Source organism: Wolbachia endosymbiont (group A) of Norellia spinipes, assembly GCF_964273535.1.
The window spans coordinates 520,861-538,106 of sequence record NZ_OZ187006.1 but is presented as its reverse complement, the minus strand read 5'-3'; the positions used below and the strand labels follow the sequence as shown (position 1 = coordinate 538,106).

15 protein-coding genes are annotated in these 17,246 nt (G+C 35.8%); 9 read left to right on the top strand and 6 right to left on the bottom strand.

Annotated features, from left to right (window positions below; all coding sequences use genetic code 11):
- Positions 1-60: 60 nt before the first annotated feature.
- On the bottom strand, positions 61-564 hold the full coding sequence (locus tag ACFZP3_RS02640) for a hypothetical protein (protein ID WP_386086794.1): 504 nt from the start codon (positions 562-564) through the stop codon (positions 61-63).
- A 146-nt stretch (positions 565-710) separates the two neighbouring features.
- Here ACFZP3_RS02640 and ACFZP3_RS02635 point away from each other — a divergent pair, with 146 nt between their 5' ends.
- Positions 711-2,162 carry a TrkH family potassium uptake protein gene (locus ACFZP3_RS02635; protein WP_386086793.1) on the top strand — a complete coding sequence of 484 codons (1,452 nt, stop codon included), beginning with the start codon at positions 711-713 and terminating at the stop codon, positions 2,160-2,162.
- 353 nt (positions 2,163-2,515) lie between these two features.
- On the opposite strand, the gene mgtE is transcribed toward ACFZP3_RS02635, so the two are convergent.
- Positions 2,516-3,886: a magnesium transporter gene (gene mgtE / locus ACFZP3_RS02625; protein WP_386086792.1), complete on the bottom strand. Its 1,371-nt coding sequence runs from the start codon at positions 3,884-3,886 to the stop codon at positions 2,516-2,518.
- A gap of 154 nt (positions 3,887-4,040) precedes the next feature.
- Between mgtE and prfB the strand changes: the two genes are divergently transcribed.
- The 3 genes from prfB to ACFZP3_RS02610 all read left to right on the top strand — a co-directional run bounded on the left by prfB (position 4,041) and on the right by ACFZP3_RS02610 (position 6,701).
- Positions 4,041-5,145 (top strand): peptide chain release factor 2 gene (gene prfB, locus ACFZP3_RS02620; protein WP_253308929.1). Its coding sequence is split into 2 segments (ribosomal slippage): positions 4,041-4,115 and positions 4,117-5,145, totalling 1,104 coding nucleotides; the frame shifts between segments, so codons are not numbered across the junction.
- A gap of 64 nt (positions 5,146-5,209) precedes the next feature.
- A complete protein-coding gene (locus ACFZP3_RS02615; protein ID WP_386086791.1) occupies positions 5,210-5,866 on the top strand; it encodes an ankyrin repeat domain-containing protein in 657 nt (218 codons plus the stop codon).
- 4 nt (positions 5,867-5,870) lie between these two features.
- A complete protein-coding gene (locus ACFZP3_RS02610; RefSeq protein WP_386087107.1) occupies positions 5,871-6,701 on the top strand; it encodes an ankyrin repeat domain-containing protein in 831 nt (276 codons plus the stop codon).
- Positions 6,702-6,724: 23 nt separating this feature from the next.
- Here ACFZP3_RS02610 and ACFZP3_RS02605 read toward each other — a convergent pair whose 3' ends face one another.
- The 3 genes from ACFZP3_RS02605 to ACFZP3_RS02595 all read right to left on the bottom strand — a co-directional run bounded on the left by ACFZP3_RS02605 (position 6,725) and on the right by ACFZP3_RS02595 (position 8,615).
- Positions 6,725-7,069, bottom strand: coding sequence for a DMT family transporter (locus ACFZP3_RS02605; protein ID WP_264732404.1), 345 nt, complete (start codon positions 7,067-7,069; stop codon positions 6,725-6,727).
- Between the two features lie 16 nt (positions 7,070-7,085).
- Complete coding sequence (locus tag ACFZP3_RS02600) at positions 7,086-7,400, bottom strand: DMT family transporter (protein ID WP_064124961.1); 315 nt, start codon at positions 7,398-7,400, stop codon at positions 7,086-7,088.
- Positions 7,401-7,508: 108 nt separating this feature from the next.
- On the bottom strand, positions 7,509-8,615 hold the full coding sequence (locus ACFZP3_RS02595; protein WP_386086790.1) for a D-alanyl-D-alanine carboxypeptidase family protein: 1,107 nt from the start codon (positions 8,613-8,615) through the stop codon (positions 7,509-7,511).
- 1,180 nt (positions 8,616-9,795) lie between these two features.
- Here ACFZP3_RS02595 and radC point away from each other — a divergent pair.
- Both radC and ACFZP3_RS02585 read left to right on the top strand, forming a co-directional pair.
- Entirely contained in the window at positions 9,796-10,470 is a 675-nt protein-coding gene (gene radC, locus ACFZP3_RS02590; RefSeq protein WP_386087106.1) for a RadC family protein, read from the top strand.
- Positions 10,471-10,697: 227 nt separating this feature from the next.
- Positions 10,698-10,988 (top strand): GIY-YIG nuclease family protein, encoded by a 291-nt coding sequence (locus ACFZP3_RS02585; protein ID WP_007549156.1) that lies wholly within the window; start codon positions 10,698-10,700, stop codon positions 10,986-10,988.
- 635 nt (positions 10,989-11,623) lie between these two features.
- Here ACFZP3_RS02585 and ACFZP3_RS02580 read toward each other — a convergent pair.
- Positions 11,624-15,094 carry a UvrD-helicase domain-containing protein gene (locus tag ACFZP3_RS02580; RefSeq protein WP_386087105.1) on the bottom strand — a complete coding sequence of 1,157 codons (3,471 nt, stop codon included), beginning with the start codon at positions 15,092-15,094 and terminating at the stop codon, positions 11,624-11,626.
- An 81-nt stretch (positions 15,095-15,175) separates the two neighbouring features.
- Here ACFZP3_RS02580 and ACFZP3_RS02575 point away from each other — a divergent pair, with 81 nt between their 5' ends.
- From ACFZP3_RS02575 to ACFZP3_RS02565, 3 genes are read left to right on the top strand one after another with little or no spacing between them, the layout of a single operon-like run.
- Positions 15,176-16,042: a 4-(cytidine 5'-diphospho)-2-C-methyl-D-erythritol kinase gene (locus tag ACFZP3_RS02575; protein WP_253307339.1), complete on the top strand. Its 867-nt coding sequence runs from the start codon at positions 15,176-15,178 to the stop codon at positions 16,040-16,042.
- Between the two features lie 4 nt (positions 16,043-16,046).
- Positions 16,047-16,403 (top strand): Mth938-like domain-containing protein, encoded by a 357-nt coding sequence (locus ACFZP3_RS02570; protein WP_253307338.1) that lies wholly within the window; start codon positions 16,047-16,049, stop codon positions 16,401-16,403.
- Between the two features lies 1 nt (position 16,404).
- Positions 16,405-17,214: a metal ABC transporter permease gene (locus tag ACFZP3_RS02565; protein WP_253307337.1), complete on the top strand. Its 810-nt coding sequence runs from the start codon at positions 16,405-16,407 to the stop codon at positions 17,212-17,214.
- The last annotated feature ends 32 nt before the right edge of the window (positions 17,215-17,246 follow it).

Sequence of the window (17,246 nt, the reverse complement as noted above, 5' to 3'; positions counted from 1 at the left end):
TTTAACTTCCAGAGGATAAACTAAAAAGGCATCTACGTCTCCATCAACCCAATATACTATTCAATCTAAAACACTTTGTACATTTTCACCACAATTCTCTAATGCTGCTTCAACTTGATTAACATTAAGACTTTTTATTGCATCTCTTAGTATTGAACTAAGATCCATTACCCTCTTGTGCTCTTCCATTTCTTGAATAACTGTTTCAAGAGCAGGTATGTCACTAAGGACAGTTTCTCTTAGAGAGTTTTCAAAACTCTCTATTGCATGATCACACACAGAATCACGAATTTTTTGATTAGTTTTCTGCCAAATTAGTTCAATGATCTTTACGCTTTTTTCAAATTTTTCTTTATCTTCAACTATATCGTTAAGGCGAGTAATAGCAAAATATAAAATGATATCTTTTTCACTAGTCGGAGCTCCCTCGTGTCTCAAAGCTGCTTGTATATCATCATTTTCATTACTGTTGAATATTTCCTGGACCATTTTAAGGTTGTTCTCGCTGATTACTGTAATTAATGAAGTTTGAATTTTTTGTTGTATGTCAGTTAATTCAGTCATATTTTACCTCTATTTTCTATAAAGTTTAATTATCATATATATTTACAAGTAAGTCAAGTATATTGTTAATAACTGTTAATAAAGGCCAACAAAATGCTTGACGTTAGAGTAGCTTTTATGGCTTTGTATAGCGAGGAAATAACTCTATGAAAAATCATCAACGTTTACAAACTTTACGTTCAATTGTATTTATTGTGGGAATATTCCTATTGTTATTTAGCTTAGCAATGCTTATTCCTGCTATTACTAATAAATGTCTCAGCTACGAATGGAAAAATTTTCTCGCTGGATTCATAATTACCTGCACATCTGGCGTAATTTTTATTTTACTCGGTAAATTAAATGGCATGCCGGCAATTTTTGCAATTACTAGTTGCACCTGGATTGCCTTGTCTTTGTTTGCAGCTATTCCTTTCTATTTTGACAATCTGAGCTATGTTGATGCATTATTTGAAACGATATCTGGCATCACAACCACAGGGGCAACTATATTTAATGATATTGAAAAACAATCTCCAGGAATACTGCTATGGAGAGCAATGCTACATGGCATGGGGGGTTTTGGTGTAATCACTTTAGGAATTGCAGTTTTTCCTATGTTTAAGATTCTCAGCCTAAATAATTTACTTTATTCTGAATATTCAGATGCTACAAAAAGGAAGTTGCCGAACACGCGAAGCGTAGTAATTCATATTACAGCAATATATTATGGCCTAATTTTGTTATGTATATTTTCCTATTATCTGGCTGTCATGCCACTATTTGACGCAATATGTCACGGAATGTCCGCTGTATCAACTGGTGGATTTGCTAACTATAATGATTCTATAGGGCACTACAATAACCCTATGTTAGAAGTCATAACGATCATTTTTATGATTTTGGGTTCTCTGCCTTTTTTTAGCTATTTAAAAATCATAAGACGGTTAGACATTTGCTATGATGAACAGGTCTCTTACTTTGTTAAGATAGCTATTGTTTCATCTTTATTTGCTTGTTTTTGGTTGTATCAAAATGTTGATTTAGGAGTGTCATTATCATTTAGATACAGCACGTTTACCATCACCTCTTTAATTACGTCAACTGGTTATGCAATCTGTAATCATATAGATTGGAGCTTCATTTCAGTCTTAGCTTTTTTTCTAACCTTTGTTGGTGGATGTAGTGGTTCTTCAAGTGGTGGCATCAAAATCTTTCGTTTGATCATTTTTCTAAAGTCTATAGGAAATCACTTTCGCCTTTTATTAAACCCAGGTGCAGGTAATAGGGTAAAATTCAACGGAAAAACCCTGGAGAATGATGAAGTTCACTCTGTCTTTATATTTTTTGCAATTTTCATGTTAACGTTTACCATTTCATCAATAGTGATGTCTTACTTAAGCAATGCAGACTTTATAACTAGCATCAGTTCAGTCTCTGCAACGCTTACAAATTCTGGCCCGGGATTTAGTAATTTAATAGGCCCTTCAGGTAACTATTCTTCTTTCAGTAATGAAGTAAAATTATTTTTGTCGTTTTTGATGCTGCTTGGTAGACTTGAAATATTGCCAATCTATTTTTGTATAGGTAATTTATTCTTATTTAATAGAAAGAAATAGTTGGTAAAGTTGTGAAACTTGATATTATAGCTAAACTGACTTACGACAATTTGAAAAACCGTCATTCCGCTACTTGTTAGCAGAATCTATACCGCGAATAAATCTACAGATGTACGAACATTGTCTATCAGGAGGGTGTCATCCCAGTGCCCAGACACTGGGATCCAGGAATTTTATTAAGTTGGTAAGCATAAAAGTAGCCATTTTATGTAAAAATACAACATTTTGATGATTATGAAAAGGCTAGATTCCAGTGTCAAGCACTGGAATGACACCATTCGCTGTACAGTTTACCTTTAAAAATGAATGTTCGTACAGCTATGGAATAAATCGCGGTATAGCTATAGATAGTATCAGCTGTTTAATAAAAAGATCGTAGCTAAACCAAGAAACATAAGAGCTGAGAGAATATCAGTTGTTGCCGATGTTAGGATTGAAGAAGAAACTGCAGGGTCAGACTTTAAACGGTGAAGCATTATAGGAATGAAAGTTCCGATGAACGTTGCAATAATTGACATCATAATCATGGAGACCACAAAAATCATCTCCACTTTGAAATTGTGAAATCTTATTGCTAATACTACGAGTGAAATGGTAGATAAAATTACCCCGTTTATAAGACCTATTAAAAATTCTTTCATCAGTACTCTTTTTGCATTTTGCTCAGTTAGATATTTTGTTGCGATTGCCCGGATGGTTAGCGTTACTGTTTGGGATCCTGCATTTCCGCTCATTGATGCAATTATCGGCATGATTATTGGCAGTACTATAAAACTTTTTATTACATCATCGAAAAAGCCAACTACTATGGAACACATTGTTGCAGCTAAGAGGTTAAACAGTAACCAAGGTAGCCTTTTAATTATAGTTTTATGTATAGGGGCATTTATATCGGCTTTAGAAGATACACCGCTTATTTTGAGTACATCCTCTTCTGTTTCTTGTTGAACAACTTTTATCACATCTTCAATTAAGATCACACCAATAATTTTACCATTCTTATTTACTACCGGAGCCGATAATAGAGAGTAATCTTTAAATATTCTTGCTACTTCCTCTTGGTCTACTCCAGTTTTAATGATTTTTATGTCATGATCCATTATCTCTTTTATTATTGTGTCTCCTGAGTGAGATATTACCTTATTTAAATTAACACTGCCTATAGGCTCTAATTTTGAGTTGATAATGAATATCTGGTGAAATCTTTCTGGTATTTTTTTATAGTTGCGCAAGAATTCCATTAGCTGATTTATCGTCCAATAATATGGAGCTATAACCATATTTTTATGTATCAACCTTCCTGCACTTTCTTCTGGGTATGATAACAACTCCTCTACTAATTTTTGAGTTGCATTGGGTAAGTAGTTAAGTATGTTTTCTATAGACTTTCTATCCAAATCTTTCACTATGGTTACTATATCTTCTACATCAAGGAGCATTAGTAACTTTGCTGTATTTTCTATTCCCAATGTTTCTATGATCTCTCTTTGTAAATCTGGCACTACATGCACTAGGGCATCACTTAACAAATGTTGATCGAGGATATTAACTAATTTCTCCCTGTGATCACTGATTGAAGTAGATAAAAAATAAGCTAACTGAACGCTATCTATCGTTTTTACAATATTACAAACATTTTCTAGCTCCTCGTTATCAAGTGACTCTATTAAGTCATCAATAGCCTTTTTGTCTAAACCATAATGAAAACTTATTTTAATATTCATTACTTTACCTTATTTTTTAATAAATATACACACTTGATTTCCTTAAACATTAAAGTATAATGAAATTATTTTGAATTAACTATCATATGGTTAAATTTCTATTTTGTTTGCTGTTATTGTTAGTAATAGTAAATATATTAAAATCTAAAGTATAATGAAAACTTATTCAGAAATTTTCGAATACTTTCAAGGCTTAAATAAAAGTATTTCTCTTATCAGGAGGTGTCTTTGACATAGAAAAATTAAAGTTGCGTCTTGAAGAGCTGGATTCCCAAGCGTCGAATGATAATCTGTGGCAAGACAATCAAAAGGCACAAGAAATTTTAAAAGAACGTTCTAAAATTAAGCATGACGTAGAGTTGTTTTTAAAGTTGGAAAGCGATTACAACGATGCCATTAGCTTAATGAAGTCTGCTATTGATGAGAATGATGAAGAATTTTTCTCTGAAGTTGAAAGTGAATTAGCTAAGCTAGAGAAATTAATCAAACTTAAAGAGACAGAATCCTTATTTACTGGTGAAGCAGATAACAATAACTGCTTTTTAGAAATCCACTCAGGAGCTGGTGGAACAGAGAGCAATGATTGGGCTGAAATGCTGATGCGCATGTATGTAAGATGGGCAGAAATTTATCACAACTTTAAAGTTGAAGTTGTAGAAAAATTAGAAGGAGAGTCGGTTGGTATAAAGTCTGCAATGATAAAAATCGTTGGAGAAAAAGCTTATGGGTGGGCAAAAAGTGAAAGTGGAATTCACAGGCTGGTTAGAATATCGCCGTTTGATGCAAATGGTAAACGTCATACCAGTTTTGCAAGTGTAGGAGTAACTCCAGTGATAGAAGATTCAATTGATATTGCTGTGGATGAAAAGGATCTAAAGATCGACACCTACCGTGCTTCCGGAGCAGGCGGTCAGCACGTGAACAAGACTGAAAGTGCGGTACGCATTACGCATATTCCAACTGGTGTTGTAGTTCAATGCCAAAATGGTCGTTCTCAACACAGAAATAAGGATGAGGCGTTAAAATTACTTAAAGGACGTTTGTACCAAATTGAACTGGAAAAAAAAGAACAAAAGATGGCTGAAGAATATGGTAAAAAATGCGATATAGGCTGGGGCAATCAGATCAGATCGTACGTTATGCATCCATATCAAATGGTGAAGGATTTAAGAACTGGACATGAAGTGGGTAATATAAATTCTGTTTTTGATGGTAATATAGATTGTTTCATAGTTAGTGTGCTTACTAAGCAAAATTAGGTAGGGTTAACTTTCTTGTCATAATATATGATAATTAAAATATTGTTAAAGTAGGAGTAAAGTTATGACAATTGAACACGAGCAGTGGGAAAGAATGCTAAGTGCAATTGATGCTGACAAAAATTTAAGTAAAGATAACGTAATTGGGAAGATAAAAGAGAAATTATCACAATATTCAGATGAATATAAAGAGTGGGAAGGAGCTGGTTTTGGTGTAAACCACTTATTTGCAGTAGAATATGGATTATTGCATTTAGCTATCCACAATAATTTAGAAAATGTGGTGAATGCTCTATTGGGAGTAGAAGGAATCAATGCTAATGCAAAAAATGGATATGGAGACACTCCTTTATGTAAGGCTGCTCGCCGTGGCTGCACTAAAACAATAAGAGCTCTAATAGACAACGGAGCAGATGTTAATGAAAAAGATAATCATGAATGTACTCCTTTGCATTTGGCTTGTGAAAATGGTCAAACAGAAGTAGTAAATCTCCTATTGAAAAGAGAAGATATAGATGTTAATGCAATAAGTAAAGATGGGTATACTCCTTTACATTTGGCTACTGAAAAAGGTTACATAGAGATAGTAAAAACTCTAATAGAAGGAGAAGGAGATGTCAAAGCGGTAGATAAATATAGGAATACTCCTTTACATTTGGCTGCTAAAAAAGGTCGCATAGAGATAGTAAAAACTCTAATAGAAGCAAGGAGCAAATGTTGATGCAATAGATAGAGATGGACGCACTTCCTTACATTTGGCTATTCAATATGGTTGTAAAGAAACAGTAAAAACTCTAATAGGAGCAGGAGCAAATGTTAATGCAGCAGATGAAGATAAACGCACTCCCTTGCATATAGCTACTCAATTTTGCCGTAAAGAGATAGTAAAAATTCTAGTAGAAGCAAGAGCAAATGTTAATGCAGCAGATAAATATGGATGTACTCCTTTACATTTTGCTGAAGATGCAGAGACAGTAAAAACTCTAATAGGAGCGGGAGCAAATGTTAACGCATTAGATAAAGATAAACGCACTCCCTTGCATAATGCCAAGAATGAAGAGACAGCAAAAGCTCTAATAGGAGCAGGAGCAAAGGTTAATGCAGTAGATAAAGATAAATGCACTCCCTTACATATGGCTGCTCGACGTGGTTGCAAAGAGGTAATTGAGACTTTAATAGGCAAAAGAGCAGATCTTTTGTCAAAGAATAATGATAATAAAATTCCGAGCGATTTTGACAAAAATCATTATATAGTTCGGCATGTGAATTTTCTTTTATCTGAAGAAAGAATGAAACGACATGACCAACAGGGTAAAATATCTCTTGTTGCTTTCAGTTTAACAATATTGTTTGGTACTGCTATAACGATAACACTTTTTGCAATTGGAACAATTACAGCTGGGCTATATCCTGTAATAGGAGCAGTAGTTACAGTTGTAGCAGCAGCATTAGCGGTAGCTTATACTACAGTTAGAATGTTAGAACCTAGTACTAAAATGGATGAAACGAAAGAAGCGCAAAACGTAAATGGGAATGTGCAGGAAGTATTTCCTTAATATAATTCCAATTGTGGGATCTCTTATTCCATTTTATCAACAGTTTGTTTTGCAGTATCAAACAATTTTAATCCTATAATCCCGAATGTAACTAAAATAAAGCATATTACTTCGAATAAATTAACTGGTTCATTAAATAGGTAAACTCCAAGTATCGAAGCTCCTATAGCACCTACTCCAGTCCAAATTGCATAGCATACTCCGATAGGTATAGAACGTATAGCGAGCGAAAGTAAATACGTACTAAGAGCCATGGAGAGTATGCTAATTATTGATGGTACGAGATGAGTAAATCCACAACTATGCTTAAGTGTTATGACCCAGAACACTTCAATTAGTGACGATAAGAGTAAATATATCCAATTCATGCATAAATTTTTAGGTTTAAATAGAGAGCTTTAGCCCTATGGTTCCTATTACAATTAAAATGATACATAAAACTTGAGATAAATTAATATTCTCTGTGAAAGCGGTTGCACCAATTATAGTTATTCCAATTGTGCATATTCCAGAGGAAACTGCATAGCATACTCTAATAGGTAGAAAGCATGCTGCAAGAGATAAAAAGTAAATGCTAATGATCATAATTACCAATGTTGCAATCGAAGGCACAACTTTAGTAAAACTGTTACTAAACTTTAACGTTACAGCCCACAGTATCTCTAGGATACTAGACAGCAACAAATATAACCAGCACATTTTCGTAACATTTCAATCTTGTATTGTAACAGAAATTGTTAGTTAAAACTACACTAAAGTGCAATAGATCTCTCTTTCGAAATTGCTTTGAAAGCCAATATATTAAACTTAAAATAACATTCTAAAAAACTTTTCTACGAAATTTAATTCCTGTACGTCATTTGCTGCATAAAGAGGCGTAGTTTGTTGCTCAACACCTGGTATTTCTACAAAAACTTTGCCCACTTCTTGACCTTTTTTAATGGGTGCAGGTATCATATCTTTATATTCAATACGCACCTTAATTTGGTCATGCAATTTGCGGTTGTAAGTTATGGTAACATCGTTTGCAACTGTAATAGGCACTTTTTTATCTTTTCCATAGAGAACATTTACTTCCTCAACTACACTGTCTTTAGCAAATATTTTCTTAGTATTAAAATGTTTTAAGGAGTATTGTATCAGTCTTTTTGCTTCTTCTATTCGCTCTTTCTCAGTGTTTAAACCATTTATGACAGCAAAAATTCTCCTATCATTTCGTTTTGCAGATGCTACAATGCCATAACCACCAGCATTTGTATAACCGGTTTTTAAACCGTCAACCCCAATGTCGTGAAAAAGTAGAAGATTTTTATTCTTTTGTGCAATTTCGTTATATGTCAAATATTGTTCAGAAAATAAATCGTAATATTCAGGAAAATCAGTGAAAATCCTTTTTGCCAGCATTACCAAGTCTTTTGCGCTCATAAAATGATCTCCATCTGGCCACCCGCTTGAGTTGACAAAATGACTGTCATTCAGGTTCAAATTTTGTGCAACCTCATTCATTTCAGCCACAAAATTCTCTTCTGATCCTGCAATACCCTCGGCTAGTGTTATGCAGGCATCATTACCTGAGACTATTGTAATTCCTTCGAGTAATTCCCTCACCGTAACGGATTGACCTTCTTTCAAAAACATAGAAGAGCCTTTTCTTTCCCACGCTTTTCTGCTTACTCGAAATTTATCCTCCATGTGTATTATTCCAGCTTTTAGATAATCGAAGGCTATATATAAAGTCATTAGCTTGCTCATTGAAGATGGGGCCATTTTTTCATCAGAATTATGGTCAAAAATGAATGAATCTGAAGCTAAATCTAAGACTACTGCTTGCTTTGCTTTGGTTCTAAACTGGTATGAGTATGAAGAAAAAGGAAGTATAAAAACTAATAGCAAAATTACCAATCTGCTTAACATATCTATAATTTTAAATTTACAGTGCACTAATTAATAGTATAATTTTACAGGGGCATTTCAATAGATCTCTTGCATAAAACTTGCTTGACAAACTCCGCCAGCCCCCTTATTATGATAGTGAAGGTATTCAGTTATCTTCATCTGTGCAGATTAAACAGCAAGAAAACAACGTAGTTGGCGTCTTATTTTTAATTTTTTGCACTATGTGCACCTTATGTCTTCACAACATTTCTGGGTTTTTACCTATATAAGCTGAAACGCGCTTATAAGTCGTTTAAGACAGTATAGTACGCCAATTTGCAGGATTAGAGAGTGACAACTAGCTAACACGGGGTTTCTTTTGCCTTTTTTTCTGCTTAGTAAATTTCTTAAACATTTAAACAAAGGTGAGTTGCATTTAAAAGCAGCTAAATTGCAGTGTTTAAGACTTAAAAAACGCCAATACTGAAAGTAGACAATGACTAGGGCTTCTTTTGCCTTTTTTTTCGTTTGGTAAATTTCTTAAATATTTATGGCTAAACGACAACCGTCATCCCGCTACGTGTTAGCGGGATCTCTTGTTAGCGGCTGAGATACCGCGAATGAATCGCGGTATGACGGTTAAGTATCCCGCTACGTGTTAGCGGCTAAGAGATACCGCGGCGGTATGACGGTGTAGATAGTAATTCGTCATCCCGCTACGTGTTAGCGGGATCTATGCTAAGAGATACCGCGGCGGTATGACGGTCTGCGGCGATATGACGGTTCGCAGTGGCATGACGATAACTTCGTCATCCCGCTGCTTGTTAGCGGGATCTATGCTAAGAGATACCGCGGCGGTATGACGGTCTGCGGCGATATGACGGTTCGCGGTGGCATGACGATAACTTCGTCATCCCGCTACGTGTTAGCGGGATCTATGCTAAGAGATACCGCGGCGGTATGACGGTCTGCGGCGATATGACGGTTCGCGGTGGCATGACGATAACTTCGTCATCCCGCTGCTTGTTAGCGGGATCTATGCTAAGAGATACCGCGAATGAATTGCGGTATGACGTAGAGCTCGCGTCAGCTACTTTGATGACACAATTTACTGTCTTTAAAAATGAATGTTCTTACAATTGTGCGTCATGCGCTTTATTAAATATTTTACTTAAAAATCTAACTTCTTATTATACAAGAGATAAGCAATTCACTAATGATGAAAAATTACGAAAAGGGGCATAGAAAGCGCCTAAGAGAGAAAATTATTTTAGATAATGGACAATCATTACTTGATTATGAAGTTTTAGAGCACATTTTATATTCAGCATACAGTAGAATTGATGTAAAGCCGATAGCAAAGAGTTTGATAGAAAATTTTGGCAGTTTGAATAAAGTTTTTAATGCTGACCTGGAAGCACTGCAAAATGTTGATGGTGTCAGCAATGCAGCAATATCTGCCATCTTTTGTGTGAAACAAGCCTTTGTTCGTTCTGCAAGAGAAGAAATAAAAGACCTGCCTATAATCGATAACTGGGAAAAATTGCTTGATTATTTAAGAATAAGCATAGGAAGCCTCAATAAGGAAAATTTTCGCGTCATCTATATGAATAAAAAGTATCGTCTAATAGCGGAAGACCTGCAAAACGTTGGTACAGTAGATCAAACTCCTCTTTATGTCAGAGAGATCATCAAGCGCGCACTTTTGATTGGTTCAACATCCATTGTAATATCTCACAATCATCCAAGCGGAGATACACAACCTTCAAATAGCGATATATCTCTCACTAGGCAACTAGCAGAAGCTTACCAAAGTATAGGAATAGAATTAATAGACCACATTATTATTACATTCAGTAGCTATTTTAGTTTCAAGGAAAATAGGTTGTTGTGAAAGCTTTTATAGCTACAGTAACTTAGATTTACCGACAATCGTCATTCCGCTACGTGTTAGCGGCTAAGAGATACCGTGGCGGGATGACGGTTCGCGGCGGCATGACGATAAGCTCGTCATCCCGCTACGTGTTAGCGGCGCGGCGGGATGACGGTAAGTTTTATTGTGGCACGATGGTGTAGTATAATGTTGGTAAACCTCAGTTACTTTAGCTATAAACGATTAAGATGAAGTTATCATATATCTATATACTTACAAATAAAGCTAATAGCACATTATATATTGGTGTAACTGCAAATTTGATCAAGAGGATTTGGGAACACAAAAACAAAATTGTTTCAGGTTTTACATCAAGATATAATGTAAATAAACTTGTATATTTTGAAGAGTTTGAAGATATAAGTTTAGCTATTGCAAGAGAAAGGCGCCTGAAAGAATGGCCAAGGCAGTGGAAAATTAATTTGATCAATCAAAAGAATCCTAGCTGGGTTGACTTATATTACTTAGCTTTAAGATAGCTATGCTGAGATCCCGCTAACACGTAGCGGTATGACGAGAAAGGAGTAGCGGTATGACGGGAAAGGAGTAGCGGGATGACGAGAAAGGAGCAGCAGGATAACGGTTAAGTAATTCGTCATTCCGCTACGTGTTAGCGGATGAGATACCGCGAATGAATCGCGGTATGACGGTTTGCGGTGGTATGACAGTTAAGTAATTCGTCATCCCGCTACTTGTTAGCGGGATCTATCCGCAGCGGTATGACGTAGGACTGCTGTCATCCCGCTGCTTGTTAGCTGATGAGATACCGCGAATGAATCGCGGTATGACGGTTCGTGGTGGCATGACGAGAAAGGAGTGGCGGTATGACGGTTCGCGGCGGCATGACGATAAGCCTCGTCATCCCGCTGCTTGTTAGCTGATGAGATACCGCGAATGAATCGCGGTATGACGGTTCGTGGTGGCATGACGAGAAAGGAGTGGTGGCATGACGGTTCGCGGCGGCATGACAGTTAATTAATTCGTCATCCCGCTACTTGTTAGCGGGATCTAGAGATACCGCGAATGAATCGCGGTATGACGGTTAAGTAAGGGATCTATGCTAAGAGATACCGCGGGGTATGACGTAGTAGCTATTTCTTGTAATCAAGTTTCGTTAAAGGTCAGATTGAATGGTTAAATCTTCCACCCAAATAACCACACACTCTACTTGCTTGTTTGGATATATTTCTTGTACTAAGGTTTTATAGGTCAGCATTTGCTTTTTTATTTCATTTAATAAGGAAACAGAAACGTTACGGTGTGATTTGTAGTCAATTATGATCGCTTTATCTTGCGTTATGCATAGCCTATCTAGTCGTACTAATACTGGTTCGCCATCGATTATTCCACTCAGTGTAATCTCTGATTTGCCTTCTAAGTCAAACAAATAGCCATATTTTTCATTAAAGGCCAATATTTTACTGTAAATTTCATCCTTATCTTCACTGGTGTTTATATTGTCAAGATATTTTCTGACCCAGTTTTTTCTCCTTTCTTTTTCTATCTTGGGCATATATTGTAATATGCTGTGGATTATTAAGCCTCTTGTATAACCATCTGTCATCCAAGTAGCTGATGCTGATTTTCCTTCTTTTTTACTGGATCCCAGTGTCAAGCACTGGGATGACAGGGGAGGACGCTGGGATGACAAGGAAGGATGTTGGAATGACGAAAGAGGGCGCTGGAATGACATTGATAGGTTTGGCGGAAGGGAAATGACTGGAACGTCAAAATAATCACGTTTTTTATAAATGTAAGGGTAGTTTGCGTTCACACATAGCACTTCAACTTTTTCTTTAAATATTGGCTGTAAGTATGCTTGTTTCTTTTCATATGGTTCTCCATACTGAGTGATTAGATCATACCAAGAGCCCTTTTGCACTGGCTCTTTACTTAAGATGTATAACTCATCTTCAGCACGTGTGAGTGCTACGTATAATAAACGCAAATATTCGTTATAATCCTCTAGTTTTTTCTCTCTTTTTACTTGATCACAATAAGCGTTATTGTTTTTTCCACACCAAAATGGCACTTCCGTTCCATCAAAGATAATGCTTTCACTGTTTCTTGGCACTGTGTTTGTATCAACCAAAAATACTATGGGAGCTTGCAGACCTTTTGATTTGTGAATTGTCATTATTCGCACAGCATTGCGTTCTGATTGCATATCATTCTTAATCTCCGGGTTATTCTCCTTGATCCACTGAACAAACGCTTGAAGAGATGGGTTTTCAAATTGCAACACAAGGTTCATAAATTCGTCTAGAACCTCGAAGCACTCAAGACCTAGCCTTGCAGCAAATTTCTTCTTACCTGTACGCAATATATGTGTAAATAGTGCAAGAGGAGACTCTATGCGAGATAAGTTAATGAGATAGTTTAATTCACTATAGATAACCACAGAATAATCGAGAATTCTTTCCCATAGTGAATGCTCTTTACGGTCATATGCAATGTTAAATAAATCATCCTCGGTAAAATTGAATAACGGTGATTTTAAAGCATTTGCAAGAGCTAAATCATTTGCCTGGAGGAGTAAAAATTCGGCCAAAGCTATTAAGTCCTGCACGGCTATATAGTCCATAATTCTAAAATAATCTCGGCCTACAACTGGCACGTTTGCTTTTTTAAGTTCGCTTATTATGTAATCAACTAACACGTTTCGTTGCCGTACCAGAATCACAATGTCCCTTGGCTCTATATGGCGATCTTTAGCGACTAAAATCCGCCCTTCGTTTAACCAATTGTGAATTCTGTTGGCTATTGTTTGAGCAAGTAATCGATCTGTTATTATATAATTTTCCCTGCATGTCAGAGGAATTTGTAAAGCTCGCTGTTCTTTCTCTTTATACTTTGGTAACGCTGGCCAAACTTCAATATATCCTTGGTCATTCTCTCTATGTGGAACATGTTTTATTTCATTATCAACAAAAGATATTTCTGCGCGGAAGTTATTAAATATTCTATCTACAAGCATTAAAACTTCTGGAGTTGAACGAAATGACTTTTCAAGTTGGCATGATATCCAATCTCTGCCACCAGTTTTCGTATGAAAGTATTGTTGCATGTAGTTGAATAGATGGGGATTTGCTCCTTGAAATCTGTATATGGATTGTTTTACGTCACCAACTACAAATAAGGTTCGCTTTTCATCATTACCGGCAAAAAATTCATCGCAGAGATTTGTTATAATTTTCCATTGGCTGATGCTATTGTCTTGTGCCTCGTCAACAAGGATGTGATCTATTTTTTGATCCAAGTTAAACAATATCCAATCTTTGTAGTTTGGATTGCTGAGAAGATTTGTTGCTAAGCCAATTATATCATTGTAGTCAAGCAGTGCGTTTTTTGATTTTTCGCTACTGTATAGATCAACATATACTTTAAATATACCAAGTAAGCTACTGGTTCTCTTGAATACTTGATAAGAGTTCATGTCTTTTATATGAGTAAACACTACATTCTGAACGCTCTCTATTATTTGCTCTGCATCTCTAAATTTTTCCAAAGTACTTTTTGTTGCAATGGATGATATGCTCTTTTTTTCGTGCGATTCTGATTTGAGAAATACCTTGGCTAGGTTTTCTATTTTGGTGTCATTCCAGCGCGTGACGCTGGAATCTACACTTCTTTTCTTCTGGATCCCAGTGTCAAGCACTGGGATGACAGTAGAATAAAGTATTTCACTATAACTCTGATCTCTTTTACTGCCTTCACTTAATATCTCGGCTAATCTTTTTATGTGCTCAGTCGTTTCACTCTGTAAGTCATGAATTTCATCTGGAGCACTGAGTTTATCTTTGATATATTCTGAATCATTTTCTGATATCGATCTTTTTATACATAAAGTATAAAGCAAATCGCGTAGCTTATTTTCATCAAATTCAGCCGCAATAAGATTGATATCATCCTGCACAGTTTCGTTATGAAGCACTTTATTGAATATGATGGAATGTAATTCTTTACATTCACTCAGCGTACAATTTGGGGCGATGCCAGCTTCTATGGGAAAGTTGGAAATTAGTTTGTAACAGAAAGCGTGTATGGTTTGTATAGTTAGACCAAGATTTTCCAATTCAGAGAAAAGCCTTCTTGCTCTTGTTAAATAATCTTTATTTTTTCTGGATCCCAGTGTCACGCACTGGGATGACAAGTAGGGGTGCTGGGATGACAAATAGGGGTGCTGGGATGACGTCGAAGGGTGAGCTACTGGATTTTCACTTAAATCGTGATTATGTGGTGCTATCACCTCAGCATCATTCTCCGTTATTTCTGCGTCATCCCCTGTCATCCAAGTAGCTGACACTGGGATCCAGGTTTCTTTTTTTCTGATTTGCAATAGGTCTAGTTGTTCCAGATCCATTATTAATTCACTTTCTGAGCATATTGCCCACTTACTGAGTATGCTGTGAATGCGATTCTCCATCTCGTTTGCTGCAGCGTTGGTGAACGTTAAGCAGAGAATATTTCTTTTGTTTTCTAATAAAAGTCTCAATACTCTGTCTATTAAGATTTTTGTTTTGCCTGTACCAGCGGACGCATTTACCCATACAGAGAAATTGGGATTTATGGCATTTGATCTCATCAGAAGTGCGAAAACCTTATAGAAGTTGACTAAAATAGCATTATACATATAATGTAAAAATAATCTTAGTGAAGATATATAATGAAAAGTTTTTGTGTAAAGGCGCCTGCAAAAATCAATCTTTTTTTGCATGTTGTAGACAAAAAAGAAACAGGGTATCACTTGATTGAAGGTTTATTTGTCTTTGCTAATCTCTCTAATTTTTTGGAAATAAAAGTAGGTGAGAAGGATTCTAGATACGATAACTCTACAGTTGAATTTGTAAATTCCGAACTTAGAATTAATAACAGGTACAACACCGTAATGAGAGCAGTTAATCTATTGCTTAGATATGCTCCTGCGCGAACTAAAGTCATTGTAAAGGTTGTGAAAAATATACCAATTGCTGCGGGTTTGGGCAGTGGCTCCTCAGATGCTGGAGCTGTGGTACGCATACTAGGGAAGCTGTGGAAGATTGATAGGACGATTTTAAATGAAATAGCTTTAAGCGTTGGTGCTGATGTTCCTGCGAGTATAGATAGCAAGCCAGTTTTTGTTAGAGGTATTGGTGAAGAGTTGTGTCCCATAAAAAAATTCTCTCTACCCACAAATATAGTACTGGTGAAGCCGAAAAAAAAGTTTTTGAGCACACTAGAGGTATTTTCCAAACATGAAGGAGAATTTTCTGAGCCAATTAAATGGAGCGATGACGCTGAAAAGGATTTGTTGAAGTTTCTTAAAGAGACGAGAAACGATCTTCAAGAAATAGCAATAAGCCTTGTACCTGAAATTCAGGATGTGATATCAACACTTGAGTCACAAGAAGGCTCTATACTTTCTCGCATGTCAGGCAGTGGTGTATCATGCTTTGGAATATTCGATAGTGAGGAAAATGCAAAAGCTGCTGCAGTTAATATCAGAGAAAAGCAACCAGAATGGTGGGTATGTGACACTCAATTAATAGTTTGACTTTATGCCCTTAATTTCCGAGAATAAAAATCTTATAAATGGTTACAGGGAAGGAAAATTTTTGGTGAATAATAGAGAATATTGCGGCTCAATTATAGTTTTTCCTGAAAAGGTGATTAAATTGAAAGAAAGTGATATAAATAGCAAGGAACATTTTAAATCTTTTTTAACAGAGGAAATAGAAATTTTGATAATAGGTACTGGTAAAACACGCAATATACCAAGTTCTTCAGTGAAGTCCTATCTTATGGAACAAAAAGGTTTAAATTTTGAATTTATGACAACCGGTGCAGCATGCAGAACCCATAACGTTTTAATATCCGAAGATAGATTTGTTGTCAGTTATCTAATAGCCATATAGCATGCTTGAAATGTTTACCCAGGACTTTTTCATCAATAGTCTAGTTGCAGTAGTCGTAATTAGCCTAGTAACAGGCGCTTTAGGATCGTTTATGATATGGCAAAGGTTATCTTATCTTGGTGATAGTTTGTCCCATTCTTCGTTGCTTGGTGTTGCACTTGCTTTAATCTTTAAGATTAGCCCATCGCTTAGCATAATGCTCATTGCAATTACATTTGCTATACTACTTTCTCTTAATTTTAACAGATTATATTCTGCTGATACGATATTGAACATTGTTACCAATGTAGTTTTATCATCGAGTTTAATACTTATGTCTTTTCTTCCATCGGGCAATAATAGTATTATTAGCTCACTGTTTGGTGATATATTAACGCTCGATCAAAGTGATATAATATTGATTTTTTTAATCTCTGTAATAGTTACTTTGATATTAATATTTAGATGGCGTTATTGGTTAATGATTTCAATTAATCAAGATTTAGCAGTAGTTGAGAAGATTAATGTTAATTTTGTTAGACTAGAATTTTTAATCACTCTTGCTATATTTATAGCAATTGCTGCCCAATTAATAGGAATATTACTCATTGCTGCATTTTTGCTAATACCAGCAGCATCTGCAAGGCTCATTTCGAAAACTCCAATGCAGATGATTATTGTTGCAACAGTTTTTTCTGTGATTTCTGGGATATCAGGTCTGATGTTATCTGCAAGTTTTGATTTGTTAACTGGACCTGCAATTATACTTGTTGCAGCCGTATATTTAATTATCGCTTATTTTATAAGGTTAGTATTAAGCAGGTTGGCTTGATTTTAGTCTCGAATGTTAATAATTTTGTAATA

Bases quoted from the DNA above. Each gene is read 5' to 3' on its own strand.
- ACFZP3_RS02640 (WP_386086794.1), bottom strand. From the start codon at position 564: ATGACTGAATTAACTGACATACAACAAAAAATTCAAACTTCATTAATT.
- ACFZP3_RS02635 (WP_386086793.1), top strand. From the start codon at position 711: ATGAAAAATCATCAACGTTTACAAACTTTACGTTCAATTGTATTTATT.
- mgtE (WP_386086792.1), bottom strand. From the start codon at position 3,886: ATGAATATTAAAATAAGTTTTCATTATGGTTTAGACAAAAAGGCTATT.
- ACFZP3_RS02615 (WP_386086791.1), top strand. From the start codon at position 5,210: ATGACAATTGAACACGAGCAGTGGGAAAGAATGCTAAGTGCAATTGAT.
- ACFZP3_RS02605 (WP_264732404.1), bottom strand. From the start codon at position 7,069: ATGAATTGGATATATTTACTCTTATCGTCACTAATTGAAGTGTTCTGG.
- ACFZP3_RS02600 (WP_064124961.1), bottom strand. From the start codon at position 7,400: ATGTGCTGGTTATATTTGTTGCTGTCTAGTATCCTAGAGATACTGTGG.
- ACFZP3_RS02595 (WP_386086790.1), bottom strand. From the start codon at position 8,615: ATGTTAAGCAGATTGGTAATTTTGCTATTAGTTTTTATACTTCCTTTT.
- radC (WP_386087106.1), top strand. From the start codon at position 9,796: ATGAAAAATTACGAAAAGGGGCATAGAAAGCGCCTAAGAGAGAAAATT.
- ACFZP3_RS02585 (WP_007549156.1), top strand. From the start codon at position 10,698: ATGAAGTTATCATATATCTATATACTTACAAATAAAGCTAATAGCACA.
- ACFZP3_RS02580 (WP_386087105.1), bottom strand. From the start codon at position 15,094: ATGAGATCAAATGCCATAAATCCCAATTTCTCTGTATGGGTAAATGCG.
- ACFZP3_RS02575 (WP_253307339.1), top strand. From the start codon at position 15,176: ATGAAAAGTTTTTGTGTAAAGGCGCCTGCAAAAATCAATCTTTTTTTG.
- ACFZP3_RS02570 (WP_253307338.1), top strand. From the start codon at position 16,047: ATGCCCTTAATTTCCGAGAATAAAAATCTTATAAATGGTTACAGGGAA.
- ACFZP3_RS02565 (WP_253307337.1), top strand. From the start codon at position 16,405: ATGCTTGAAATGTTTACCCAGGACTTTTTCATCAATAGTCTAGTTGCA.